The organism is Megasphaera sp. SW808, assembly GCF_012027795.1.
GTDB lineage: Bacteria > Bacillota > Negativicutes > Veillonellales > Megasphaeraceae > Megasphaera > Megasphaera stantonii.
The window spans coordinates 1-25601 of sequence record NZ_SJOT01000022.1; the positions used below are offsets into that span (position 1 = coordinate 1).

The 25601-nt window shown below is 45.2% G+C and carries 16 protein-coding genes and 2 CRISPR repeat arrays (1 of these 18 running past the window's edge); of the genes, 2 read left to right on the plus strand and 14 right to left on the minus strand.

The window, feature by feature from the left end:
• Positions 1-29: 29 nt before the first annotated feature.
• The 7 genes from vsr to E0L13_RS08645 all read right to left on the minus strand — a co-directional run bounded on the left by vsr (position 30) and on the right by E0L13_RS08645 (position 12483).
• Complete coding sequence (gene vsr, locus E0L13_RS08615) at positions 30-455, minus strand: DNA mismatch endonuclease Vsr (RefSeq protein WP_168061765.1); 426 nt, start codon at positions 453-455, stop codon at positions 30-32.
• Positions 448-2073, minus strand: coding sequence for a DNA cytosine methyltransferase (locus tag E0L13_RS08620; RefSeq protein ID WP_168061767.1), 1626 nt, complete (start codon positions 2071-2073; stop codon positions 448-450). The genes vsr and E0L13_RS08620 overlap by 8 nt, the downstream gene beginning before the upstream one ends.
• A 3-nt stretch (positions 2074-2076) precedes the next feature.
• Complete coding sequence (locus E0L13_RS08625; protein ID WP_168061769.1) at positions 2077-3849, minus strand: AIPR family protein; 1773 nt, start codon at positions 3847-3849, stop codon at positions 2077-2079.
• A gap of 1 nt (position 3850) precedes the next feature.
• Positions 3851-4861 (minus strand): PD-(D/E)XK motif protein, encoded by a 1011-nt coding sequence (locus tag E0L13_RS08630; RefSeq protein ID WP_168061771.1) that lies wholly within the window; start codon positions 4859-4861, stop codon positions 3851-3853.
• On the minus strand, positions 4845-7673 hold the full coding sequence (locus E0L13_RS08635; protein ID WP_168061773.1) for a Z1 domain-containing protein: 2829 nt from the start codon (positions 7671-7673) through the stop codon (positions 4845-4847). The genes E0L13_RS08630 and E0L13_RS08635 overlap by 17 nt, the downstream gene beginning before the upstream one ends.
• The gene (locus tag E0L13_RS08640; protein WP_168061775.1) at positions 7673-9145 is read right to left on the minus strand and encodes an ATP-binding protein; all 1473 of its coding nucleotides are present in this window, start codon (positions 9143-9145) and stop codon (positions 7673-7675) included. The genes E0L13_RS08635 and E0L13_RS08640 overlap by 1 nt, the downstream gene beginning before the upstream one ends.
• Positions 9146-10533: 1388 nt before the next feature.
• On the minus strand, positions 10534-12483 hold the full coding sequence (locus E0L13_RS08645) for a DUF2075 domain-containing protein (protein WP_168061777.1): 1950 nt from the start codon (positions 12481-12483) through the stop codon (positions 10534-10536).
• A gap of 1137 nt (positions 12484-13620) precedes the next feature.
• Between E0L13_RS08645 and E0L13_RS08650 the strand changes: the two genes are divergently transcribed.
• Together E0L13_RS08650 and E0L13_RS08655 are read left to right on the plus strand one after the other, a co-directional pair.
• Complete coding sequence (locus tag E0L13_RS08650) at positions 13621-13833, plus strand: nuclease (protein WP_168061779.1); 213 nt, start codon at positions 13621-13623, stop codon at positions 13831-13833.
• A 169-nt stretch (positions 13834-14002) separates the two neighbouring features.
• Positions 14003-14710, plus strand: coding sequence for an SDR family oxidoreductase (locus E0L13_RS08655; protein WP_168061801.1), 708 nt, complete (start codon positions 14003-14005; stop codon positions 14708-14710).
• A gap of 90 nt (positions 14711-14800) precedes the next feature.
• Here E0L13_RS08655 and rlmD read toward each other — a convergent pair whose 3' ends face one another.
• The 7 genes from rlmD to rpsO form a co-directional block, all read right to left on the minus strand.
• On the minus strand, positions 14801-16195 hold the full coding sequence (gene rlmD, locus E0L13_RS08660; RefSeq protein WP_168061803.1) for a 23S rRNA (uracil(1939)-C(5))-methyltransferase RlmD: 1395 nt from the start codon (positions 16193-16195) through the stop codon (positions 14801-14803).
• A 39-nt stretch (positions 16196-16234) separates the two neighbouring features.
• The gene (locus tag E0L13_RS08665; protein WP_168061805.1) at positions 16235-17539 is read right to left on the minus strand and encodes a thymidine phosphorylase; all 1305 of its coding nucleotides are present in this window, start codon (positions 17537-17539) and stop codon (positions 16235-16237) included.
• Positions 17540-17544: 5 nt separating this feature from the next.
• Positions 17545-18717 (minus strand): phosphopentomutase, encoded by a 1173-nt coding sequence (locus E0L13_RS08670; RefSeq protein ID WP_168061807.1) that lies wholly within the window; start codon positions 18715-18717, stop codon positions 17545-17547.
• A gap of 32 nt (positions 18718-18749) precedes the next feature.
• Positions 18750-19307 (minus strand): NUDIX hydrolase, encoded by a 558-nt coding sequence (locus E0L13_RS08675; RefSeq protein ID WP_168061809.1) that lies wholly within the window; start codon positions 19305-19307, stop codon positions 18750-18752.
• Positions 19308-19381: 74 nt separating this feature from the next.
• A complete protein-coding gene (gene dut / locus E0L13_RS08680) occupies positions 19382-19831 on the minus strand; it encodes a dUTP diphosphatase (RefSeq protein WP_087478626.1) in 450 nt (149 codons plus the stop codon).
• 9 nt (positions 19832-19840) lie between these two features.
• Positions 19841-21979 carry a polyribonucleotide nucleotidyltransferase gene (locus tag E0L13_RS08685; protein WP_168061811.1) on the minus strand — a complete coding sequence of 713 codons (2139 nt, stop codon included), beginning with the start codon at positions 21977-21979 and terminating at the stop codon, positions 19841-19843.
• 136 nt (positions 21980-22115) lie between these two features.
• The gene (gene rpsO / locus E0L13_RS08690) at positions 22116-22382 is read right to left on the minus strand and encodes a 30S ribosomal protein S15 (protein ID WP_087478628.1); all 267 of its coding nucleotides are present in this window, start codon (positions 22380-22382) and stop codon (positions 22116-22118) included.
• A 261-nt stretch (positions 22383-22643) separates the two neighbouring features.
• Positions 22644-23452: direct repeats of the CRISPR family, unit length 28 nt; unit sequence TTTCTAAACTGCCTACTCGGCAGATAAC.
• Positions 23453-23905: 453 nt separating this feature from the next.
• A CRISPR array of direct repeats spans positions 23906-25601; the repeat unit is 32 nt; unit sequence ATTTCAATCCACATCCTCGCACAAAGGATGAC; it runs 335 nt beyond the window's last position.

Here is a 25601-nt window from a genome sequence, read left to right on the forward strand (position 1 = left end):
ATTGTACAAAGAGAAAATATTTTGCAGTATTATTTCTTTCCGCCTTTTAAAATTTCTTTTTCCAATCGATTCATTGTTTCATCAAGGATTTTCTTTTTTAATTCACATTCCCATACAATAATTACATTCCATCCAAGTTTTTGCAATTCAGCATAATTGCGTTGATCTCGTTCAACATTGCGCTGAATTTTTGGTATCCAATATTCAGTATTTGACGATGGCCATACAAATTTAGGACAATCATGCTTATGCCAGAAGCATCCATTTACAAATATAACGGTTTTATACTTAGACAATACAATATCTGGCTTTCCTGGCAGAGTCTTCACATTTTTCCTATACCGAAATCCATCTGCGAAAAGATATTTGCGAACAAGCTCTTCTGGCTTCGAGTTAGTACTTCTTATATGAGACATGTTACGACTTCGAACTTCTTTTGAATGCATATCAGCCATTCAAATCATCTTCTTTCGAAAGCACATTTTTCAATTGTTCTGCTAATTTTTCAGCAATTGCATTTGCCATAAAAGGCGGCACTGCATTTCCTACTTGCTGGTACTGTTTGTCTTTTGTTCCTATAAAAATAAAGCTGTCTGGAAAAGACTGCAGACGAGCAGCTTCTCTAATACTTACAGCTCTATCCTGGGTTGGATGAATCCACATGGACTTACGCACATTAACTACAGTACCAGATGGCTCGTCATAATTTAGCCTCAGATAAATTGTGTTTTGAGTACGTGTTGTATCTGTATATGTATTCTTTTTTAGTTCCTCTGATAAAGCATGAAAATTCTGCCCTTGTTTAAGTACTTTAAACCTCTGCATAGCAACCTCAGTGGTCTTTGTAATAACATGATTATAAAGAACATTTGCATCTCTGAGAACTTTTGCCAATTCGCCAAGATTATCTTTCTTTTTGAGTATTATGCCGTTGTCATTATTAACATCATAAATCGGCTCAATATCAGCTAAATCTTCTATAGCATCTCTTACAGTTCTATACTCCCCGTCACTAAACTGGCCTTCCGGAAGATTAACATTATCAGAAATATCTTTCCGAATTCCCATCACAATAAACCTCATCCTTTTTTGAGGTACTCCAAATTGTGCCGCAGAAAGAACATCAGCTTTAATATAATATCCATTTACATCTTCATCCGCTGCAAGTTTCGCTCGTAAATAGTCAAACACTGCAAAAGATCTAACCTCAGCTTTTAAATCTTTTTCTGTATTATATTGTTCTACAACAATGTCGTTATCGATAATTTCTAATGCGATGCTGAGCATACGCTGATACATAACTGCAGCTTCAATATTTTCTTTCACATTTTCTATATTCAGAGTTCCATCATAATAAAGTAATAATGCCTCAAAAGCTCTCGAATCTGCCTGCAATATAATATCATTCGTACCTTCATGTATATGTGCTTCTGAAATACGGGAAAGCTTTCGTTTATGCTTTTCAAGGGCTGTCTCAAGTTTATTTATATTCTTTGCCGTTTTATAAATTACATTAAGCTTCAGATAATCATCCTCCGGCCATAAGTACTGTTTAATTCTTGCTGAGTTTTTAATAATAGCTAAAACTCCATTAAAAATAAATTTTTTCTCCAGCAACACTATAGGAGTAATTTCTGTTTTAATGTCTTTCGTCGTTATCATAGAAAGGTCCTGCGAACAAAGATAAAATCTATGTACATCCGATTTCAGCATGCTGACATTTTCCATAACAAATGCTTTAGGCCTTAACTCAAGAATAGCTCGTATATATTGTTTTACTAAAGAATTATTCCGACTTATGGCATGATTTTTTTGCCTGTTTGCATTTGAAAATCCCTGACAAGGCGGCCCCCCAATAACTACATCTATTTTTCCGTATTTTTTTTCAATTTGCCCATAATCCGCTTGACAGACATCACCGCAAACCTCTACTCCTGGATGATTTTTTTTGTATGTCTTCTGCATTATAGGATTGTTTTCAAAGGCAACTTTTATATCAAATTTTTCTGTCTGCCTGAACCCCAAACTCAATCCGCCAGCTCCTGCAAACAAATCCACTACTGAATATGGCATTCCTTATCTATTCTCCTGCTTTTTCATTTTCGCTTCATAACGGTGCTGAAGCAGTTCCCAGCAATCTGCCTTTTTGCACCACTGACTAATATTAACACCGGGAACCGTAGGATTTTGAAAATGATCCCACACAAAATAAGCCAATTTTTCTATTATCCTCGCGGTCTCCGCATTGATTGTCTGATTATTCCAAATTTCCTGCGGCTTAATTAAATACGAATAATACTTTCCAATCAGTGCCACAGTATAGTAATCCTGTTGCGCTTTAAAACCTCCAAATTTCAAACTTTTAACTATTTCATCACAACAATTGAACAGTATTACTTTGGAAATCATCTCAATATAGCTCTGTTCAGATGGCTCAGGAAATCCATCCTTGGAAACCATATCCGAAAAGTAGATAAAACTAGTTTCTAAGCCTTTGCTGACAATATTAGGATACCCCTGATAAGCCATCATACACTTTGCTGCTACAGTTTTGGAAATGCAACGGCTCTTCGGGCATCGGTTCTTAAATTCCTTTTTAGCTGCCGCGGTAGGCTGACGATTTAATTCAACTAAATATTGACCTCGGGCTCTTTCATAGAACCAATAGTCTGTGGATTTTCCCTTTGCAGCTGGAATCGGTATAGCCCTGGACAGACGTTCCATTTTGACATGGTATGCGTCATTGGCATTAAAGTCAGACATATTGATTTTATTCTGACTATTTGCATATTTGGAAATATTATGAATAATAGCTTCTGCCTGATCTTTTTGCTTGATAACAGACAACTTGATCTGCACATTCACCTGATCCAGAGGAAGTTTTGATTTATAGGCGTTGTAAATCGACGCTGTTGTTTGACCGCCATTCACAATCTGCCAACCGGTAATTTCCGTAATAGCTACAATATCTCCATAACTTTGGTTTTCGTCAGCAGTGATACTGTCCGCAACAGTTGAAATGCCGTTATTGTAGGCCATAAACATTTGAGGTTCATTGGCTAGCGACGTCTTGATCCCTTTATTAACCTTGCCGGTTGCCTGCAGAAATGAGCGAACATTCTTCTGAATAAGATCCTGTCCCTCAACTTCATAAATCCGTGCTAAAAGCTCACCCGAAATGATGCCAATATAGCAGTCATAAACCTCATTATCACATCTAACTTTGATTAAAGGCAGAGAAGCACCATACTTTTTTTTCAACTTTACAACAAGCTGACGCTCCACAGCCGCACCGCCAAGAATACTTTGATACAGTCTTTCAATATCCCAGACATCAAAACGAATGGTTACCTTTCCTTGGCGAGTATCTTCCGGAACATATTGGATCGTTTCATCATTAGTCAATAAAATGACATTAACCGTTTCGATATCTGCCTTATGCGCTTTAATAAACTCATACGCCTGATAACCATCGCTGGATTCCTCTAAAGCCTCAAACGAGTCATTGCCGCAAGTCTTGTAAAACTTCAGACCTTTTTTCAAAAGCCTGTTAATTTCAGTCTTCTTCACCTTTTCCGGCTTCGCCTTAGCCTGATACTTGCTCACCAGCAAGGTAAGAGAATGGAAATACTCACTAAATGCATAGCCGTCCAGCTTCATATTGTCGCTGTCCTTTTTAAAGTCCACCAGCGTGCAGTCTGAAACAAGAGTTTCTCCCGCTTCCGTAAGGTAGGATAGGAATAAAGCTTTGAAAGCCATATTTGTCGAAATAGGACCATTTTCTTTCACATACCCAAGAATCTCATCTCGAAATTCCTTATAGAAATCAAGAATCTTCTCGTTTACCACGTTAGGCCCCTCCTCTTAACACTTCAAATACAGAGTTTATATCTTGAGCATACGGCATACAAAGCATGATACTGACTCGGTATGTAAGATCTGCAACACCCAGCGGTACTGCTTCTTTTGTGAGCTTAGGAAAATCATTTTCTACTGTAAAGCAATAACGATCTCGCTGATAGTAGCCAACAATATAGTTATCTGCAGCTTCATCAAAATAACCGTACTTTTTTAGCTTTTCATCAAACTTCTGCAGAACTGATATATCTTCACACAACTTGCTGCGGATGGCAGAAATTCGTTCCGGCAGTTTTTCACCTCCGCTGTGACTTTTACGAAGCGCATAGAAGCGCAGAAACAATTTCCCCGGAATATCATCATTATCCAGTTGATATTCACTGCTGATACTAGCAAAATAGGGAGCCTGTGCAGAGGTGGTTTTTACTTCAACTGCATGAGGACCAAAGTAGAAATCATGGACCTCATCTTCGCAGCCGGCCCAGTGCAACACTGCTGACGGGCCTTGTGAATCCAGACACTCACTCAAAAACAGCAGCTCACCATAAAGCCCCTGCTGACGCTTTTCAGACATCAGCAACTCTTTATCAGCAGCAAAAAACTCCTTCCATTTTATCAGAACTCTGATAATGACAGATAGGGACTCCTCGGTGTTTTCTGCTGATTCCAGCTGTGTTCTCAAGTCTTCAACAACAATTTCAAAAATATCGCTGGCACTATTCGGCAGTTGAGACAGTCCAACAAAAGGCGTATCAATTCCATACGCCGGCAGTGTAACTGTCTCAATTTCAACGCCTTTCCAGTGGGGAAATTTGCTCTTAGGTACTTCTGAGGTTACAGATAAGAACGCTGAACGCATTCTTGTAGCAATATTGACTGCAAAAGCAACCATAATGTCATTGTCAAACTTCACCAAACGCATCGCAAAAGGGGATGGTTGGTTTGCCTCTGCAAATGCTATATCGCGCAATATGCTTTTGTAAATATCAGCCGTAAAGCTCATCGCTATCTTTCTCCAATGCAATGTCATTCATTCGATAGGACTTGAGATCCCCCTTGCCCTTGCGGTCAGGGAATACCGCCGCAAACCCAAAGGGAGTCTTGTGTTCTCCCTGTTGAGCAGTCAGCTTTCCCGCATTTCCAATAGGGTACAGGATTAGCAGTCCATTCGAAAATGGTCTTGTTTCTCTCCGAATAATTTCATTGACTTTTGTTTTAGAAGGGTCATTTTTATACTTTTCCTTCAGTTCCTGAACTTTGTCATATATGGACTTGTTATAATCCCAATACTCATGATCAGCAGATGTCATCGTATGAATGGAACAGGTGGTCTCGTAGGAATCTACACCAGACCCTTCTTTTCTGTAAATACCTCCGCCTACATCGTTAAGATCTGCAATATCAAAATTTCTACCATGACCGCTGACATTGACCAGGCAGACCGTCCATGATTTAACGCCGCCGATTCCATCCGCATTCATAGTACGGATATAATCTGCCATATACTTGCTCTTTGCTCTAGTTGCAGTTTTGGATGTCTCATAATTTTCAAAGAAGTTAACAACATCATGGGCTGACACATTTCGATAGAAGAAATGCTCACCGGGAGCTTTCCTGCCAAATATCTGCTGATATTGTTCTGCCGTTATGCGGCAACTTTTGATCGCATCCAAAAAGTCTTCTACAGCTTCAAAGTTTCTGTCATACTGTTCTCCATCAATATCGAATACACGAGTTTGGCTCAGCTTGCAGCTGAAGTCACGTTTAAATTCCTGACCAGTTCTCATTTTATTCCGGCTGGTAATTTCCAGTATCGGATGAGATGCAACTCGCAAGCCAAAATCTTTCGGGGTCTGAACAACACTGTTCATAAAGTCAAATTGTGCAGCAAGATCTTCAGTAGCCATGGAAATATGAGAAAAACTTGCATAAAGAGCCGGTGTAGTAAATAGTCTGCAGGCATCCAAGTAACCAGGGCGGAAACCGAACCATCGGCCCATTTGCATCAGCGTATCGTATGTATTAGAACTGCGGGTAAAATAGCTTATTGTCAGTCCTTCCAGCGTCAAGCCTCTGGAGAGCTTATCGCCGCCAATCACAATGACGTTGAACGGCTTTCCTTCGTGGTTCTTATAGAGAAGAACATCCTCGCTCTTACCATTGACACTGTATACAACGATTTCCTTATCCGTAATCAGGCGCTTAACCTCACTCCAAATGCAGTCCCAGCTGACATCCCTGCAGTCAGACATATATTTGCTGAACTGTGCTTTCATTTTATCAGTAGACGGGAGATAGTCTCCTTCCCAAATCGATTTAAGCTCACTTTTGATGGTGAGATCTCCATAACGAATATAGTGCGCAATCTCTTCTTTGAAATATTTTAAAACTTTTTGCTTGACCTTGTTTTGTTGTCTAACGAAGCGGACAATGTGGATTAACATCGTATTAGGCCTGTTCTTTTGCCCTCTGCAGTTCCTAAGCGCAGTAGACAGAAGGAAGTATTTCACAGCCAGTTTAAGTTCATTGGGCAGTTCACCAACCTCATCGGTAGATTTAGTGCCCTTGCCGAGATAAGATGCTCCATCCACGATTTTCCGATAAAGCGGCATCGCGGGGATATCCTCGGTATCGCCTAACCCAAAAAACTCTCTTGCGCCAATATACTGATCTGCCCTCGGAGATCTAAAAATAAAATCTCTGGGGAAGAGATCAGTTCCATATGTTTTGTCGTCAATGTGGGGTGGAATAAAGATATTTGCAAAAGGCGTGGCTGTATAGCCAATATAGGAACGGCATTCAAATACGCCCAGCAGATCCCGAATCAAGCCGTTGATAGTTGTAGGATTATAGTCGTTCAGAACATTTCCCTGATCATCATAGCTTTCATTCGTATTGATAGAAGCCTGATCTGCTTCATCATCAATAATAAGTGCAGGATATTTTGCTGGGATTTTCTTCTTCCCATCTATGATTTCTGCACAATGATTTTTGCGGAAGAAGCGCAAAATCCTTCTCAGAACAGAAGCGTTCTTTTTGGTAACAATCATAAACGGAGGCATCATAGATACCCCTTCCGTTTTTTTATTGACATCACCCTTTTCATCTCGTGTCGTAATAGACTGGACAACAGTTTCAACCTGGTTGCGAGGACCTATACCAACACCAATCACATTGCGCTCACGAGTCATATCCCCGATATTTTCCAGACTTGTTTCATATCCCAGGACTTCCTCATCAATACGGGACTGAGTCTGGCTGCGGAGGCTGTTATGAATGCCGGACAGCACAATCACAATACGATATCCCGCATCGTAGGCCTTATTGATCATGCCTATATAATGTGCAGTTTTGCCAGACTGAACATAGCCGAATACCATACCCATCCGTTCGCCGGCCGCCCCTTTTCTGGGATTGGTCAAAGCATTCATAATCTCGTCAGTAGAAGAGTTAATCTCTTCCACTGACGTAATACTCCAAGCAGGTTTCTTCAGCAGATAGTTATAGTAGCGAGTCCAGTATTCCGGTTTAAATGCATGATCATGTTTAAGCTTATCCCACCAAGTCCTGTCTTCCAGATTGGGATCACACACACCAACAGAAGGTTCCGTGTAAGCAGTTACTTCGCTAAACAGGAATTTCTTGAAACATTCCATGTCAGAGATCATATTTAAGACGCCAAATCTTGATGCAGTCTCTTCAACTGCTTCCGCAATAGCCAGATGTTTTTCTTTTACACATTTCTCACAATACTCATATCCACTCTTATATAAACCAACTTCAATATCATTTAAATCTTTCGGCGTGTTAATCATTATGCTTCCTCCACTAGTCTGATAATATCCTCCTGAAGGTGTCTATAATTAGGCATGTCCAGCAGCGTAGATTGTGTTTCTTCTTTAGTAAAGCCCTGCGACAAGAAGATTGAAATCATATCTGTTAATTCTTTGATTTGTACGCGATATTCCAAAGAAGTCTTATCAGGCCCTGCATGAACTTTTCCATTCTGCAGAGAATCTGAAATTCCGGACTGCATAAACGGTGCAAAATTTTCAACCAGAGTAAGATATGCTGATAGAATTGATTTACCTCGGTCATCCAGTTGCTTTTTGATATCATTCAACAGAGAGTGTTTCCTATTAATATGAAAAGAATATCGGCCATTCTTTTTTCGTTGCTCCCATACATAATCCAGATTAGGAGTACTAACATTGGACTTTGAGTAGCTTCCCCGGGAATTATATACGCGAGCTGAGGTTTCAGTACAGAGATCAATCTCCCGTTCCACTGTATCTCTGACATAACTGGGCAGAGATGCGGTGGACTTTTTAATATCAATCTTCCAATCCTCATCGCTGGCCGATGTTATGTCGATTTTAATACGCGCCAGATTGTATGCAGGTTCCTTTTTTATATAGTCAAACCATGTTCCGCAAATAATCAATCGTCTGTTTCTATAAACATAGATGCCTTGGTGATAGTTCCATCCTTTGGGCCCGCCTGCTGCTTGATAGTCGTCATCAGATGCAAATTTTGTTTTATGCGGCAGAACATAAGGCTGAATTATCACCTTTGCACAGCCATCATTTGAGAAAATCGATTCTTCCGGCAGTTCCTGAGTTGCACTATTTTCCAAAATAAATGGATTCCATGCTTTAATTTGATTTCCATTCAGTTCTAGAACAAGATCATCTTCCTCAATAAATCGATGAAATGTAAGTGCTAAATGTTTTTCCGTTTTACTTGCAACCCTATAAAATTTATTCTTAGCCTTCTTCTCGTCATCAATATCAATCATACGATCCAGACTTTCAATGACAACAATTGTTCCCTGCTCACCAATCTGAGCTGAAAACTCAGAAATCTCGCTTTTGTCTCGAATAATCAGGTTCCACCCAATCTCTGGAATCTGGTCCAGATCCCAAGAGGCGTTGCTCACAGCAGAATCAGCTTTTGTTATGACCGTTAGCTTTTTCCCAAGAGAGAAGGCTGCTGTCTTCATACCCATGCCAAATCGACCCAAATCGTCTTTTCCTCGAATTTTGCGGGGATCAGAAGAACCTATACGCATATTCTCAATCAGGTTCTTTTCACTCATGCCGAAGCCATCATCAGAAATTACGATTCGTTTCTTTTCCCAGTCAAAGTGGATCTTGATTTCATGGGCTTGAGCCGAAATACAATTGTCTATAATATCCGCAATCGCAGTTTCTTCATTATACCCTACAGAACGCAGGGAGGCCAGCAGCAATCTTGCTTCTGGAACGGATTGAACTCTTTCTTCCATTCTCTACTCCTCTTTATATTTATTCAGATTTTACTTCGTCATCTTTTAATGTCTCAAAATCCCCAGAAATTCCCCATAAATATTCAGCTTACCATAAACACACCCATTTACATAAAGCAGCAAACAAAATTTTTCTATTCTTAGAAATCTGCTGAATTGAATAATATCTTGCTATAATCCCTACATATACTCTGAGATCCCTGCAAAAAGTGAATCTCATCCCTACCAACAAGTGCAATGCAATATTGTTTTATTATACACCGAGACTCCGGTCATTGGTAGACTTCTTAAAGTTTTCTCTGCACATTTCTTATCCGTATCTAAACCGATACGTGATCTACTAATATAATTTCTTATATGCCTTTTAGATCCAGAGTCAACTTCGTCCGACTGCTTCCTTTATCAGCATTTTCTGTTAGAGCAAATGTACCAAGTGCTGACTTCGCATGCCATCCCTATTCAACGAAATACGTCACCAATGACTCCATTCGTCAGAACATAACTACTAAAGCGTTGCGTCTATTTTCAAATTCGGAAAATGCTTCAATGACATATCTATCCCCTCTAACCATGCCCATCCCAACAACAAGAAAAATGTCTTCAGTCATTTTTTCATCATAATTATGAATAAGCCCATATCGAAACAGAAAAACGGCAAATCCTGCATTGGCTATCTAATAATGCCGTTGAATTAGGCTTTGGGAAATAATACAGTTCTCAAGCTGGATCCAACGGCAAAACATCTCAATGAGGTGATAACTACACACCATTGACAGTAGGTTATCCTGCGGTTTAACAGCTGATATGCTAAAAAAGCTGATTCAGCATACCCTGAAATATGATATTTTAGACATCATCGCAATGCCTGCCGTGATTTTCAGTTATCTGAATTATCATCAGCCGGCAACATCAGTTAAATAATCTGCGGAAACATGGAAAACAAGCTAAAACTGATGAACTACACAAACATATATATCCCGATTCCTGCCTGACAGAGCAATTCTTTAACGGGGTACCACATCATGAAAATCAAACAATTGGACAACCGCCGTTTTTGCTGATACAAAGATAAATAAAATCGGCTTGTATCGGCTCTTTGCAAGAAAACCTAGCTGCATATGAGCATCATATAATATGCCGGCAACATTCTTTATGGCATCAGTTCTACGGAAATAAAATTCTATTCACTTCGGATCTATAAACTCCATTGAGGTATTAATTGAAGTATTAAGATAAATTATTACGAGCAGAAAATGTTCTGGCAATTCCGCTATTGTACAGTCTAACAGCAAACAATGAAAAGGCTGTTAAACATTGCAAACTATTGTATAATTAGACTATAAATTAAATATATCAATTCTTTTTGCATTACTAATTTTAAATCTAGTTTAATCAATCTCTTGTATGCCGCAGGATTTTAAATATTCAAAAATGCTGTCATAAATTTCAGAATCTCTTGTCACATCTTCCAATACATTTGCCCCTGCAGGAACATATATTACAAATCCCTGCCTAGCTCTTGTAAGCAAGACTCTATATGCATTTTTTAAATAAACCTGATCCTGAGATAGATTGATATGCTGCCAAGATGAGCCTCTGAATTTATAAAAATCAAACCTCCCTTGAACATAACGCAAATCAGCATCCCAAGCAATCAAACAGAAATCAATTTCCAATCCTTGAACCTTAAATTCAGATGCAGGAACTTCTAAAAAATAAGAAGAATTTACATTGCTTTTTTCTCCTAAAAACCAAGCAACATGATCAATCTTAGGAAGCACCCATATTCCTTCTCCTCGCAAACGCTTTGCGCCTGAACTTGCAAGCATTCCAAAGCGTTCATTTCCTCTTGCCTGGCAACGCACCCATTTTTTTGCTTTTTCCAAGTTTCGAGTTACAAAAATAGGATATAATTCTTTGATGTCAGAATAAATACCCGCTGCTTCATGAGGTTTGTTATCTAACAGCTGTTTAATAAATAAAGAAACTTTTTCATTTCGGAAAGAACGCAAAGATACGCCTAGATGAAGCGAAGAAACAATATGACCGTTAGAATTCGGAAAAAAAGTTTTAGAATTTTCTAAATAAGCCATTTTATCCGAAAAATAAATATTCCAGTGACAAAATTTATTTTTAAGAACAGAAAACCACTCGGCAATTCCAGCTTCACCTTTATAAATTTCCTGTCCATTCCCAACTAAACATATAATAACTGACCAAGTTTTATGTCTGTCCATAATATCAATCAAAAATTCTGGTTCTGATTTGTTAAAATCAGAAATCCCCTTTTTTTGAGCCATGAAGCTAGATAATGCCTTGGCATCCCAAGCTCTTTGCGCTTCGTCAAATATAACTACTTTTTCAATAGGAGGCATTTCAGTTATTAAAGCTTCATCACGAAACTTATGTATAATTTGTATAAAGGATTTAACCTCTCGCTTTGCTTCAGCTAATGAAACATGATTATGAATATTCTGGTTTTTTGCCAATGCCGTTTGAAGAACATCAACTAAAGGACCATTACCTGAAAGGAATACAGCATGTTCGTCCTCCTGAAAACAATGACGTTCAGACGCTATATTTAAACCGGCTAAAGTTTTACCAGCGCCAGGAACCCCGGTTATAAAGCAAATAGCCTTTTTATGATTACGTTTGCAATCGTCAATAATTCTATTTATTGCTGCAGTCGTATTAGTTAAATTCTGTATGCCAGCTTCGTTTTGCAAGATATTCTCAACAGTATGATTTTGATATAAAAATTGTGCCGCTTCTACAATTGTAGGAACAGGAAAATACCTGGAGTTAACCCATTTATTCATAGAAACTACAGATGGACTGATATTTTTAGAAATGGCCGTTATATACTGACCAATGTTATTCTTATTACATAAAATTACATTAGAAATTTTATCAGACACAAATTCAGCCTCTACAATTTTATCAGATGCCTCTGATGCAATAAGCATTGGAACAATATAAAGATTCTTACTTTCTTCATGAAAATATTTTAGATCTAACGCATAATCCATAACTTGATCTGCATCAGCTTTTCTATATTGATGTTCTCCTATTTTAAACTCCAAAACAAAAACAATACCCTGAAATATGTACACAGCATCTATTCTATGACCAATTCGCGGTATCGTATATTCCAGAATAATATCTCCAGAATTAACCTCCATCAATTGTTCTTTCAAGATATTTATTTCTTGTTTCCATGCAACTCTCTGTAGATCAGTAGTTTCAAATTCATTGTTAACTAATACTTTTCCTAGTATATCTTCATCTTTTAAACCTAAAAAATCTAAAGCTGGGGCAAAATAATATGCACGAACCATTTTATCTCTCCAAATAAAATTTTAATCAGGCATTTTCAATCAGTTCAAAATGGTATATGTCAATTATAATCTTAATGTCTTAGTTAAGTCAAAGCAACGCGGCCTCCTTAAATGACTGCTTTTTTTCTATATTTTCTGATGTAAACTTTCCACTCATCAATTACTATTTCGTCCGCTTCATAACGAATTTCTATAGTCAACACCATAGTTATATCTGTAATACAGCTTGTCTCCAAAGAAGATCATCCCGACTGTCATCAAGAATAAAAGCAAAAGATTTAATTTATGGTACATAGCAATCATCCCTAAGACGAGATCACTGATACGTTCGTCACACTGCACGTACTTTATATGATTACCCTGTACAAATTTTAATATTACCCACCCCTATGCGAGTTCATCAATCACAAAGCAAATGTATAAATCCATTATCTTTTTGTTTGCCGTCATGACCTGCAGCGCTCTCTGCGTAAGGATCTTTTGATACGAATGTATTCTCAGGTTGAATATCGCTGCATCTTTATAATTAAGGATATCTTACAACAGCTTAATACCCCCACACCAGCACCAGCAAACTCAACAAAACGATACACCCCTTTACACCAATCAAATACATGAATGTCTCGAACATAAGCAGAACTAATCCTGCTAGTAAGCAGCCAGCATGTCCAAAGTTTTCTTTTGGTAGATCCATGCACATGTCCTGATGGCATCGGGACCAAATCTGTGTTTCCGGATCAGGAACATAAGAAGGCTGATAGCACTAATCCATAGATTATATTCTGCTTCCCTGCGCACGATATCTTCATCAGATGTAATTTCTTCCGGATAAACTGACATGTTTCGTCCGCATCAGAAAAAGTACGTCGGCTTCTCCGTGTATTCGCAGCCACAGAAACAGCATTTGTACAGCACGAACCAGCTGCTCCCCGGACACTCCCGATATGCCTCATACATCACCTCCCATTGATTTGACGTCTCCTGCTTGTCGGCAGGATTTTTTTATCACGTTCATTTCTTATAATATATTGTACACCTTTTAAATAAAAAATCATACATATTCTATCGTATCCCTATTGCATTCTGCCCCAGCGTGTTGGATACTATTAGAGAGATTATAAATGGAAGGTGATACAGATGATACGAAAGACTATCGTCCTTTGTTGTCTGCTGACATTGGGGCTATCGGCTATGGCTCTGGCCTATGTAGGTAATTCGCACAGCATGAAGTTCCATTCTGAAGGCTGTCGGGCCGAACAGAAAATCCGGGCTGACCATCGCGTGTATTTGGAATCGCGTGAAGAAGCTATCAATGCCGGCTATACGCCCTGCGGCATCTGCAAACCGTAACATGCCGCCTAACAGAAAACGGAATTTCTTCTAACGGAAGGCACCGGCTCCCGCCTTCTCCTTACAGCTACCGGCTTTCATGCGGTGCTGCGAAACATGTATCGCACTCCATTCCGCCAGTAGACAGAGAAGTTCTAATAACTACTACGCTAATACGAGGAGATGCTGTATGTTTCAACATAAAGTAGCCGTCGTGACCGGCGGCGCTCAAGGCATCGGCAAATGCATTGCCGAAGAATTTCAGAAAAACGGCGCTGCCGTCTGTGTTATAGATAAGCAGAACAACGAGTATTTCACCGGTGATATTGCCGATAAAGCCGTGCTGCAGCGCTTTGCCGAAAAAGTTATTGCCGACTACGGCAAGGTCGATTACCTCATCAACAATGCTATGCCCCTGATGAAGGGCATTCACGAATGCTCTTATGAAGAATTTACCTATGCCCTGCAAGTCGGCGTTGCCGCGCCATTTTATTTGACGAAGCTCTTTATGTCGTACTTTGCGCCGAGAGCTGCCATCGTGAATATTTCATCGTCCCGGGACCGCATGAGCCAGGCCGAAACGGAAAGCTATACAGCTGCAAAAGGAGGAATTGCCGCCCTGACCCACGCCCTAGCCGTCAGCCTGGCCGGAAAAGTACGAGTAAATTCCATCTCTCCCGGCTGGATTGACACAGCTTATACGGTCTATGATGGAGCCGACGCCGCCCAGCATCCCGCTGGCCGCGTAGGAAATCCTATGGACATCGCCAATATGGCATTGTACCTGTGTTCAGACAAAGCCGGATTTATTACCGGCGAAAACATCTGTATCGACGGCGGCATGACCCGCCAAATGATTTACCATAACGACTGCGGCTGGACGCTGCAGGAACCATGAGTTATACCACGACAAACAACCGCTTTTCTGCAAAGAGGATTCTTACAGAAAAGCGGCTGTTTTTTATTGTGATAACCGATTATAAACGCATTACACCGCAGCGCCGTTTTCTTGTCTTGTCAGCAGCACCACCGTTTCCACATGATGCGTCCGCGGAAACATATCGACAGGCTGGACTTTGACAGGTTGATAGCCGTGGTCGTTTAGGTAGGCCAGGTCGCGGGCCAGGGTTGCCGGATTGCACGATACGTAGACAACGCGCTTCGGCTGGCTTTGGGCGATGGCTGCGAGGACGGGTTCGCCGCAGCCGGCTCTGGGCGGGTCGAGGACGATGACGTCGGGGTGGACGCCGCTTTTGATGAGTTCAGGCAGTTTTTCTACGGCGTCGCCGAGGATGAATTCTGCGTTTGTCACGCCGTTATCAGCTGCGTTTTTCACGGCGTCGCGAATGGCCGGGGCGACGATTTCAATGCCATAGACCTTCTTGGCTTTCTGGGCTAAAAACAGGGTAATCGTGCCGGTACCGCAGTACACGTCGGCTACGGTTTCATCGCCCTGCAAGTCGGCAAATTCCAAAGCCGTTTCATACAGGCGCTGTGCCTGCTCGCTGTTGACCTGAAAGAAGGACTGGGCGGAAATGTTGAAGGTCAGGGGGCCGATGGAGTCGTGAATTGTCGGCGTGCCGTATAAGACCTTCGTTTCCGGGCCTAAGATGACGTTGGTGCGGCGCGTATTGATGTTCTGCACGACGCTGGTAAGATTGGGCAGTTCATTGCGGAGCATGCCGATTAATTCTGCTGTATGAGGCACATCCACCTGGGCTGTAACGAGGCAGACCATGAGTTCCCCTGTCCGGACGCCGACGCGTCCCATGACGTGGCGGACGATACCCGTGTGGGTTTGCTCGTTATAGGCCGGTACGTGATAGTCGTTCATCCACTGGCGGACGATACGCAGGATGTCGTTGTTGCCAGCCTTTTGAATAGCGCACGACGCGACGTCGATGACCCGGTGGCTGCCGGCGGCGTAGCAGCCGACGACGGCTTTCCCCTTTGCAGCCGCTGCGGGGAACTGCATCTTGTTGCGGTATTCCCACGGCGTCGCTGCCCCCAGAGTCGGAAGAACGTCGATTCCCGTCAGATGGCCGATGCGCTCTAAGGCGTCCCGTACTTGTCCCTGTTTTTCCAGCAGCTCGCCGTCGTAGCTCATGTGCTGAAGCTGGCAGCCGCCGCACTGGGCGTATGCAGGACACAGGGGCGCTACGCGCTGCGGCGACGGCGTGACGATGTCCTGCAGTATAGCCGTGGCGTACTGCTTTTTGACGACGTCGACCTTGGCCTGCACCGTTTCGCCGGGTAGGGCCCCTTTGACAAAGACCGTAAAGTTTTCATACCGCCCTACGCCTTCGCCGCTGGAGCCGAGGCGGAGTATATCAATCGTATATATATTTCCTTTTGCAACAGGAACAGACCGGTGCTGTTTCATGAATTCCTTCCTTTCGCGCTGCGCCGTGCAGCGTTGGTATTACGTAATGATTTCGCTGATAACGGGTTCTATATGGTCCGGCCGCCGGGACTGCACGATGATGTGAGACGCAATCTCCTGGGCAATGCGAGCCATGTCGGCGTCGGCCTTGCCGTATAAGGTAAACAAGGGCTCGCCGGCCTTAATAGAATCTCCCAGCTCCTTGAACAGGCGGATGCCTACCATAGGATCAATGGGATCTTCCTTGCGGGCCCGGCCTGCGCCCATAGCCATGGCGATTTCACCCAAGGCCCGGCCGTGGATTTCCGTAATATAGCCTTCGTCAGTGCAGACGGCCGTAAACATCTGGGGCGCTTTCGTAAGAGGCCGTTTTCCGATCCACGACGCGCTGCCGCCCTGGGCTTTGACGAATTCCTTGAATTTCGCTAATCCCTTGCCGCTGGCGACGAGGTCGTCAATCATCTGTTCGCCTTCGGCTTCGCTGCCGGCCTTGCCGCCGACGAGGAGCATCTGCGCGCCGATGGCCCGCACGACTTCCATGAGCCGCCGCCCTCCCCGTCCGGACAAGGCGTCGACAGCTTCGTCTACTTCGAGGCTGTTGCCGATAGCCGTGCCGAGGGGCGCTTCCATAGACGTAATGACGGCTCTCGTCGGCTTATGGGCCAGGCGGCCGATGTCCACCATCATGCGGGCCAATTTTCGGGCGTCTTCCTTCGTCTTCATGAACGCGCCGTCGCCGTATTTTACGTCCAGCACGATAGCGTCAGCTCCGGAGGCTATCTTCTTGCTCATAATGGAGCTGGCAATGAGAGGGATGCTTTCGACGGTCCCCGTCGCGTCGCGCAGGGCGTAGAGCAGCTTATCTGCCGGGGCAATGTCGCCGGACTGGGTAATGAGGGATAAACCCATGCGGCGGACCTGCTGCAGAAACTGGTCTTCCGGCAGCTCGATGCGAAATCCCGGAATGGCTTCCAGCTTATCCGCCGTGCCGCCTGTAAATCCCAGACCTCGGCCGCTCATTTTCGCCACGGGCACGCCGGCTGCAGCGACGAGCGGCGCGACGATGAGCGTCGTCGTATCGGCAATGCCGCCGGTGCTGTGCTTGTCCACCTTGACGCCGGGAATGGACGACAAATCGACGATGTCGCCGGAACGGGCCATGGCCATGGTCAGCTCCGTCGTTTCTTCTGCCGTCATGCCGCGCAGGTATACGGCCATAAGCCAGGCCGCCGCCTGATAGTCGGCAATCCTTCCGGCCGTGTAGTCGTCAATAAAGCGATGGATTTCCTCCTTCGTCAGAACCTTTCCATCCCTCTTATGTTCAATGCAGTCTATGGGCCACATATGCCTCACCTCAATTCGCTCAGGAAGCTCGACCCGAATTCCAGTCCTGTCAGTCCAAAGTTATCCATAATCGTCATGCCCAAATCGGCGTAGGTCTGCCGCACCCCCACGTTCACAGCCGCCGTAAAGGCCGGGCTGTACAGGAGCAGTGGCACCCGTTCGCGCGTATGGTCCGTACCGCGCCACGTCGGGTCGTTGCCGTGGTCGGCCGTAATGACCAGCAGCTCGTCGTCCTGCAGCTGCGGCAGGAAATCGCCTAAGGCGGCGTCGAAGTCTTCAATACATTTGGCATAGCCGGCGACGTCGCGGCGGTGGCCGTACTGGCTGTCGAAATCGACGAAGTTCGCCATGAGCAGTCCCTTGTCCCGGCGATGGGCCAGAAGCTGTTTCGTCAGCTCGGCCATGTCTTCGCCATTATTGGACGTGTGGTATGATTCGGTCAGGCCGATATGGGCATAAATATCGCCGATTTTCCCGACGCCGACGACGCAGAACCCCGCTTCCTTCAAGTATTCAAAGACCATTTTCCGCTTCGGCAGGCGGCTGTAGTCGCGGCGGTCGCCGGTGCGGACGAAATGGCCCTGCTCGCCGACGAAGGGACGGGCAATAATACGCCCCACTTCGTAGGGGCCGACGCAGACTTCGCGGCGCGTAATATCGCAGATGCGATACAGCTCTTCCAGCGGAATGACGTCGTTGTGGGCGGCAATCTGGAACACGCTGTCTGCCGACGTGTAGACGATGGGTTGCTTCGTGCGGAAATGGTCCGGCCCGAGGCGTTCGATAATTTCCGTGCCCGAAGCGATTTCGTTGCCGATATAGCCGTACCCTGTCTTGGCCATGAACAAGTCCATCAGCTCTTTTGGGAACGCGTCGGGAAAGGTCGGGAACGGGTTGTCTACGGGATTTCCCATGAATTCCCAATGGCCGCTCGTCGTGTCCTTTCCGGCGGAAATTTCCTGCATGAGGCCGTACGCGCCGACGACATTTGTCGGTACGCTGTGGATATGGGCGACCTTCCCTAAGCCGAGGCGGCGCAGGTTCGGCACGGCCAGCGGTACGGCGGCGTCAATATGGCCGTACGTATCCGCCCCGGCGTCGCCGAATTTCGCAGCGTCCGGCGCGTCGCCAGCTCCTACGCTGTCCATTACGATGACGATAATCCGATTGAATTTCATGGTTCATCCCTCCTTGCAGCAGATTCCTGCCCTTATATTCCTAAATATTTGCGCGATTTTTCAAAGGCGGCAATCGTCTTGGCGTCGACGATTTTGTTCGACGCAATTAGTTCTTCTACTTCCTGCGGCGTGTAGCGCTCGATATTCATAAATTCGTCGTCGTCCAGATGCTGGGCTCCCTTGTGGAGCTGGCGAGCCAGATACAAATAAATGCGTTCGTCGCAGAAGCCCGGCGACGTGTAGACGTAGCCCAGGGGAATCAATTCTCCTGCCGTGACGGCCGCTTCTTCTTCCAGCTCCCGGGCTGCGCAGATATCCGGCGACTCGCCGTTGTGCTCGATTTTCCCTGCCGGGACTTCCAGCATCGGTTCGCCTGCCGCATAGCGGTATTGGCGGACGAGGATGATCTTTCCGTCGTCCGTTACCGGCAGGATGGCGCAGGCGCCGAAATGCCATACGGCTTCGCGGACGGCCGTCTTCTTTTCGCCGCCCTGGCCGTCGTCGATTTCAACCGTATCTACCGTGACGTGGAGAACCTTCCCCTTCATGATTTCCTGACGAGATACTAATGTTTCCGTGCTGATGCTCATAACGCGTTCCTCCTCAACGCAAAAAGGACGCCAGGGCAGGATATTCCCTGCCTGCAAGCGCCCTTCTGCATACCTTATTTATTTCCCGTGCTGCCAATGCCGCCGGTGCGGACAGCTTCCGCAGCGTCGTCATGGACAGTCAAATATTTCATAAAGATGCCCTGACCGATACGTTCGCCTTTTTCAATTGTATAGGGCGCATCATTTGTATTATAGTAGGCTATCATGATGTGGCCTTCGTTGTCCTGGTTATTGTAGTAATCGCTGTCTACAATACCCGTGCTGTTAGCCAGCATCAGGCCCTTTTTGAAGGCCAGGCTGGAGCGGATAAAAATGGACAAGTACTCGTCCTTTTCCATGTACGCCTTCAGCCCCGTCGGCACGACAGTCACGGCGTGAGGCTGCAGTACGACAGTCTCTGCCGCCGCCAGGTCGTAGCCGGCGCTTCCAGCCGTCTTGCGGACCGGAAGCGTCAAGCCTTTATCACGATAAGCCGTTACGATTTCAAATCCTCTGCCAGTCATATACGCACCTTATTTCTTGTCGCGGGGACCACGACGGCCGCCGCCGCGATGGGACGGAGCCGGGCTGCCGCCGCCGAGCAATGCCTTGCGGGACAGGTTGACGCGGCCCTGGCTATCGATTTCCACGCATTTGACCATGATTTCATCACCGATGTGGACGACGTCTTCGACCTTTTCTACCCGTTCCTTAGCCAGCTGGGAAATATGGACCAAGCCTTCCTTGCCGGGCAGCACTTCTACGAAGGCGCCGAAATTCATGATGCGCGTAACCTTGCCGACGTACGTTTCGCCTACTTCGACGTCCTTCGTCAGCGTTTCAATCCATTCCTTCGCCTTTTCGCCGCCGGCAGCGTCGACGGAGGCGATGTATACGAGGCCCGAATCTTCGATGTCGATCTTAGCGCCCGTTTCTTCCGTAATCTGCTTGATTATTTTGCCGCCCGGCCCGATGACGTCGCGAATCTTATCGGGGTCGATCTGCATGGTAATGATGCGCGGCGCATAGGGAGACAGCTCCTTCCGCGGTTCGCTGATGACCTGGAGCATCTTGCCCATGATGTGGATGCGGCCTTCGTGCGCCTGCTTCAAAGCCTGGGCCAGGATTTCGCGGCTGAGGCCTTTGATTTTAATATCCATCTGGATGGCCGTAATGCCCTTCATCGTGCCGGCGACCTTGAAGTCCATATCGCCGAGAGCGTCTTCCATGCCCTGAATGTCCGTCAGAATCGTGAAGTCGTCGCCCTTCGTAACCAGGCCCATAGCCACGCCGGCTACGGGAGCTTCGATAGGAACGCCGGCATCCATGAGCGCCAAGGTGCTGCCGCATACGCTGCCCATGGAGCTGGAGCCGTTCGATTCGAGGACTTCCGACACGACGCGGATCGCATAGGGGAAATCTTCTTCTTTCGGCAATACCTGTACCAACGCCCGTTCAGCCAGCTTGCCGTGGCCGATTTCGCGGCGTCCCGGTCCGCGGGACGATTTCGTTTCGCCGACGCTGAAGGACGGGAAATTATAGTGATGCATGTAGCGGCGGTCCGTTTCAAGGCCTACGCCGTCGATATGCTGGGATTCGGAAAGAGGAGCCAAAGTGGCAAAGCTCATGATCTGCGTCTGGCCGCGGGTAAAGAGGCCCGTGCCGTGAGTGCGTTTGAACAAGCCGACTTCGCAGCTGACAGGGCGCACTTCGTCGACGCGGCGGCCGTCGGGACGAATCTTGTCGACGGCGATCATATGACGGACAATTTCCTTGATCATCTTCTGGGTGATTTCCGCGACGACGTCGCCGTCTTCAGGATAAATGTCCGCGAAGTGTTCGTAAATATCGCTTTCGACGGCGTTCATCTTTTCTTCCCGTTCCATCTTGTCAGCCGTGAAAATAGCGGCTTTCATGGCTTCTTCGCCATAGGCGTGGACAGCTTCGACGATGTCGGCCGGCGGTTCTTTTTCTACGAATTCCTGCTTGGGAACGCTGATTTCGTCGAGGAAGCTGAGCTGGAATTCGACGACCTTCTTGATTTCTTCATGGGCGAACATGATGGCGTCGAGGATATTTTCTTCCGGAACCTGCTTGGCGCCGCCTTCAACCATGAGGATAGCGTCCTTCGTACCGGCGACGACGATGTCCATATCGCTCTGTTCGCTCTGGGCTACGGTCGGGTTGATGATATACTGCCCGTCTACGCGGCCTACGCGGACGCCGGCAATCGGGCCGGCAAAGGGAATATGGGACATGCACAGCGATACGGACGCGCCGATCATGGCAGCGATTTCCGGGGCGTTGTCGTGGTCTACGCAGAAATCGTAGGCGACGACGTGCACGTCATGACGATAGGTCTTCGGGAACAACGGCCGAATAGGACGGTCGATGAGGCGGGCAAAAAGCGTCGCCGATTCAGGCGGCTTGCCTTCCCGTTTAATAAAGCCGCCGGGAATCTTCCCGACAGAATACATTTTTTCTTCATAATCGACAGTGAGCGGGAAAAAGTCTGCGTCTTCGCGTGCTTCCTTCGAGCCCGTCGCCGTAACGAATACAGCCGTGTCGCCGTAGCGTACCAATGCGGCGCCGCTGGCCTGCTTCGCCAATTTGCCGACTTCGATAATCAGCGGGCGGCCGGCAAAATCCATTTGGAATTTCTTTTCTTCCATTCGTGTACCTCCTTCATCATACCCGCAGGTGATAGGCACTAGCGTACGGACAGCCCCTGTCCGCGCGCTACAACCTACCACCCTGCGCTTCCTTAAAAAAGAGGCTGATGCATGTACATCAGCCTCAACTATGCAATTATTTACGCAAACCTAATTTTTCGAGAATCGCACGATACCGTTCGAGGTCGTGTTTCTGCAAGTATGCCAGCAAGTTGCGGCGCTGGCCGACCAATTTCAGCAAGCCGCGGCGGGACGCATGGTCCTTTTTGTGGCTGCGGAGATGTTCCGTCAAATACACGATGCGGCTCGTGAGCAGCGCGATCTGTACTTCCGGCGAACCCGTATCGTTTTCGTTAGCGCCAAATTTAGCAATGATTTCTTTTTTCTGATCAACTGTTAACATCTGTCTTCCTCCATTTGTGACTATAATCTATTCGCAAACCGCTAAGTGAACGTCGGAGTCTTCGATTCACTGAGCGCCCGTACGACAATGACTATTATACTATATGGCAGGAGAAGTGTAAAGATTTTTGGCGGAAAATTATGAGCCGGACTGTAATTAACATAGGATTCAAAAGTATATAGGAGCACACAAAAGCAAAACAACCCAATTCGCCAGTGCAATAGATAACAACGTTACATCAGCATTTCCTTGGCCGCAATATTCTGAAACTGCCTATGCGGCAGATAACTTTCTATTTGCGGATACCCGTTGACGAGTTATTTTCTAAACTGCCTATGCGGCAGACAACGAGAAACGATGTCACGACTTGACGCAATGAAATTTCTAAACTGCCTGTGCGGCAGACAACGCCGCTTCTTGTAACGTGATCTGTTGGTCGTGTTTCTAAGCTGCCTGTGCGGCAGACAAGCATACCGACGTAGGATGGAACCTCGTCGATATTTTCTAAACTGCCTACTCGGCAGATAACAAGACAAAAGCCGAAACCGACGCTATCTACATTTTCTAAACTGCCTACTCGGCAGATAACTATAAGAGCGCACTGCGCAGGCTGGGATATCCTTTCTAAACTGCCTACTCGGCAGATAACAATCCACAGGAAGAAGCGTAGTGAGGTTTTATTTTCTAAACTGCCTACTCGGCAGATAACGACTTGAAAGACATCATCAAAGAGGTTGTATTTTTCTAAACTGCCTACTCGGCAGATAACTAAAAAAGAACCCCCGTATACATACAGTATACTTTCTAAACTGCCTACTCGGCAGATAACACGTAGCAGCGGCCGTCACTTTTTCCTTCATATTTCTAAACTGCCTACTCGGCAGATAACTTTGGATTGTTTTGCTGGAGAAAATAAATTATTTTCTAAACTGCCTACTCGGCAGATAACTTAACTATATTGTGCGAATGTATGATGCGCAATTTCTAAACTGCCTACTCGGCAGATAACTTAACTATATTGTGCGAATGTATGATGCGCAATTTCTAAACTGCCTACTCGGCAGATAACTGTAAGAAAACATACTGCCATACGGCATACTTACTAGCGTGGCAGTGGGTTTACCTTATTTTACCCTAAATTTTTCCGGTTGGCAAAAACCGCATATTTCCAATGGTTTTCCTCTGCCCATTTTATTTGGGTTAAAATTCTGGCACAACGGAATGCAAGACTTAATCCATAGCTTTCAACATCATGTTTTTTCTCCTAGTTCAATTTTCGTCCTGAACAATCTAAATGGAGTACGGCTCGTAATACTGTGCATCTGAATACACAGTAATCTCGCTACCCAATCCTTTGATTTCATAAGCTGCAGCGCCTGCTCTGTGAAATATCTGGATAACACTAGCTGTACCGTCTTGCTTTTTTTGATGTCCAGAAAAATCTAACTAATATCTGCTGTATATAACATAATTATTGAATCTACTCAAACGGATGTCTTTTCGTATGCTTTTGATGTGAAAATAATCAGCAAAGCGCCCTCACACGGAGGATGACAAAGCCGGCATGGCAATATCGCAAGTTGTTGAAAATTTCAATCCACATCCTCACACGGAGGATGACGTGAAACCAATCGCAATATCGATGCGGTTCGAGCCATTTCAATTCACATCCTCGCACGGAGGATGACGCCGGCATGGCTTCGCCGCGGCAGACATAGGCCATATTTCAATCCACATCCTCGCATAGAGGATGACATATTACCCATAAAAACGAGCTGGAAACAAAACAATTTCAATCCACATCCTCGCACAAAGGATGACATCCAGTGCTTACTAAAAGACTGTGGTGCCGGAGATTTCAATCCACATCCTCGCACAAAGGATGACAACAAAAATAATTTTCCAATTCCACTATAGCACAATTTCAATCCACATCCTCGCACAAAGGATGACGGTTTTCTTTGTTCCCAATTCTTATTTTTCTGGTAATTTCAATCCACATCCTCGCACAAAGGATGACGTATTCGTTTCTTGCATTGTGGTGAGTACGGTACATTTCAATCCACATCCTCGCACAAAGGATGACGTTTTGGTACTGGAGGGATACTACGGAGTACCGGAGATTTCAATCCACATCCTCGCACAAAGGATGACAAGCCGTGTTCTGTAAGTGATTGACGACATCATAATTTCAATCCACATCCTCGCACAAAGGATGACATCATCTCGCCCATAATTTTCTCTCATGATTTTCCATTTCAATCCACATCCTCGCACAAAGGATGACAGACAGGCCTGGGGAATATCAGCAGAAGAATTGCAGATTTCAATCCACATCCTCGCACAAAGGATGACGATATATTGCTTTATTAGACAAACAACACTCTGAATTTCAATCCACATCCTCGCACAAAGGATGACAACAGCCAAATCGCCGGAATCAGCAGAGCGGAAAATTTCAATCCACATCCTCGCACAAAGGATGACTATTGCGTCGGAATGGCTTGATAAGTATGGTGGCATTTCAATCCACATCCTCGCACAAAGGATGACTTGAACACGCTGGGATAAGCCCTTTTCAAAAAAGATTTCAATCCACATCCTCGCACAAAGGATGACAGGACGTAGAAACGAAGCTCACGCTGGCCGACGGATTTCAATCCACATCCTCGCACAAAGGATGACCAGCCCGCGCGAAGTCTGCGCAAAGCTAGATACAGATTTCAATCCACATCCTCGCACAAAGGATGACAGCTAGCTGCGCCATCAACGCCAGCTGTACGAATATTTCAATCCACATCCTCGCACAAAGGATGACCGCAGCTTGATCGTTCCGATGGCAAATTTTTTGCTATTTCAATCCACATCCTCGCACAAAGGATGACATAAGGCTATTCACAAACAGCCGGTACAACAGCAATTTCAATCCACATCCTCGCACAAAGGATGACCTTTTATGATTGATACGGCTAGTTATGATGGTATTATTTCAATCCACATCCTCGCACAAAGGATGACCCTAGTCCCAAACAGCACTATATTACTCCACTATTATTTCAATCCACATCCTCGCACAAAGGATGACCTAAGTCTATTGTACCGTTGAATCGAGAGCGCATGATTTCAATCCACATCCTCGCACAAAGGATGACAAAATAACTCCTTTGTATGGTATAATAAGTATATCATTTCAATCCACATCCTCGCACAAAGGATGAC

Excerpts from the sequence above, each read along its gene's own strand:
- E0L13_RS08670 (WP_168061807.1), bottom strand. The coding sequence starts at position 18,717 with ATGAAATTCAATCGGATTATCGTCATCGTAATGGACAGCGTAGGAGCT.
- rlmD (WP_168061803.1), bottom strand. The coding sequence starts at position 16,195 with ATGAAACAGCACCGGTCTGTTCCTGTTGCAAAAGGAAATATATATACG.
- E0L13_RS08650 (WP_168061779.1), top strand. The coding sequence starts at position 13,621 with ATGATACGAAAGACTATCGTCCTTTGTTGTCTGCTGACATTGGGGCTA.
- rpsO (WP_087478628.1), bottom strand. The coding sequence starts at position 22,382 with ATGTTAACAGTTGATCAGAAAAAAGAAATCATTGCTAAATTTGGCGCT.
- E0L13_RS08685 (WP_168061811.1), bottom strand. The coding sequence starts at position 21,979 with ATGGAAGAAAAGAAATTCCAAATGGATTTTGCCGGCCGCCCGCTGATT.
- E0L13_RS08645 (WP_168061777.1), bottom strand. The coding sequence starts at position 12,483 with ATGGTTCGTGCATATTATTTTGCCCCAGCTTTAGATTTTTTAGGTTTA.
- E0L13_RS08665 (WP_168061805.1), bottom strand. The coding sequence starts at position 17,539 with ATGTGGCCCATAGACTGCATTGAACATAAGAGGGATGGAAAGGTTCTG.
- E0L13_RS08655 (WP_168061801.1), top strand. The coding sequence starts at position 14,003 with ATGTTTCAACATAAAGTAGCCGTCGTGACCGGCGGCGCTCAAGGCATC.
- E0L13_RS08675 (WP_168061809.1), bottom strand. The coding sequence starts at position 19,307 with ATGAGCATCAGCACGGAAACATTAGTATCTCGTCAGGAAATCATGAAG.
- vsr (WP_168061765.1), bottom strand. The coding sequence starts at position 455 with ATGGCTGATATGCATTCAAAAGAAGTTCGAAGTCGTAACATGTCTCAT.
- E0L13_RS08630 (WP_168061771.1), bottom strand. The coding sequence starts at position 4,861 with ATGAGCTTTACGGCTGATATTTACAAAAGCATATTGCGCGATATAGCA.
- E0L13_RS08620 (WP_168061767.1), bottom strand. The coding sequence starts at position 2,073 with ATGCCATATTCAGTAGTGGATTTGTTTGCAGGAGCTGGCGGATTGAGT.
- E0L13_RS08635 (WP_168061773.1), bottom strand. The coding sequence starts at position 7,673 with ATGATTAACACGCCGAAAGATTTAAATGATATTGAAGTTGGTTTATAT.
- E0L13_RS08640 (WP_168061775.1), bottom strand. The coding sequence starts at position 9,145 with ATGGAAGAAAGAGTTCAATCCGTTCCAGAAGCAAGATTGCTGCTGGCC.
- dut (WP_087478626.1), bottom strand. The coding sequence starts at position 19,831 with ATGACTGGCAGAGGATTTGAAATCGTAACGGCTTATCGTGATAAAGGC.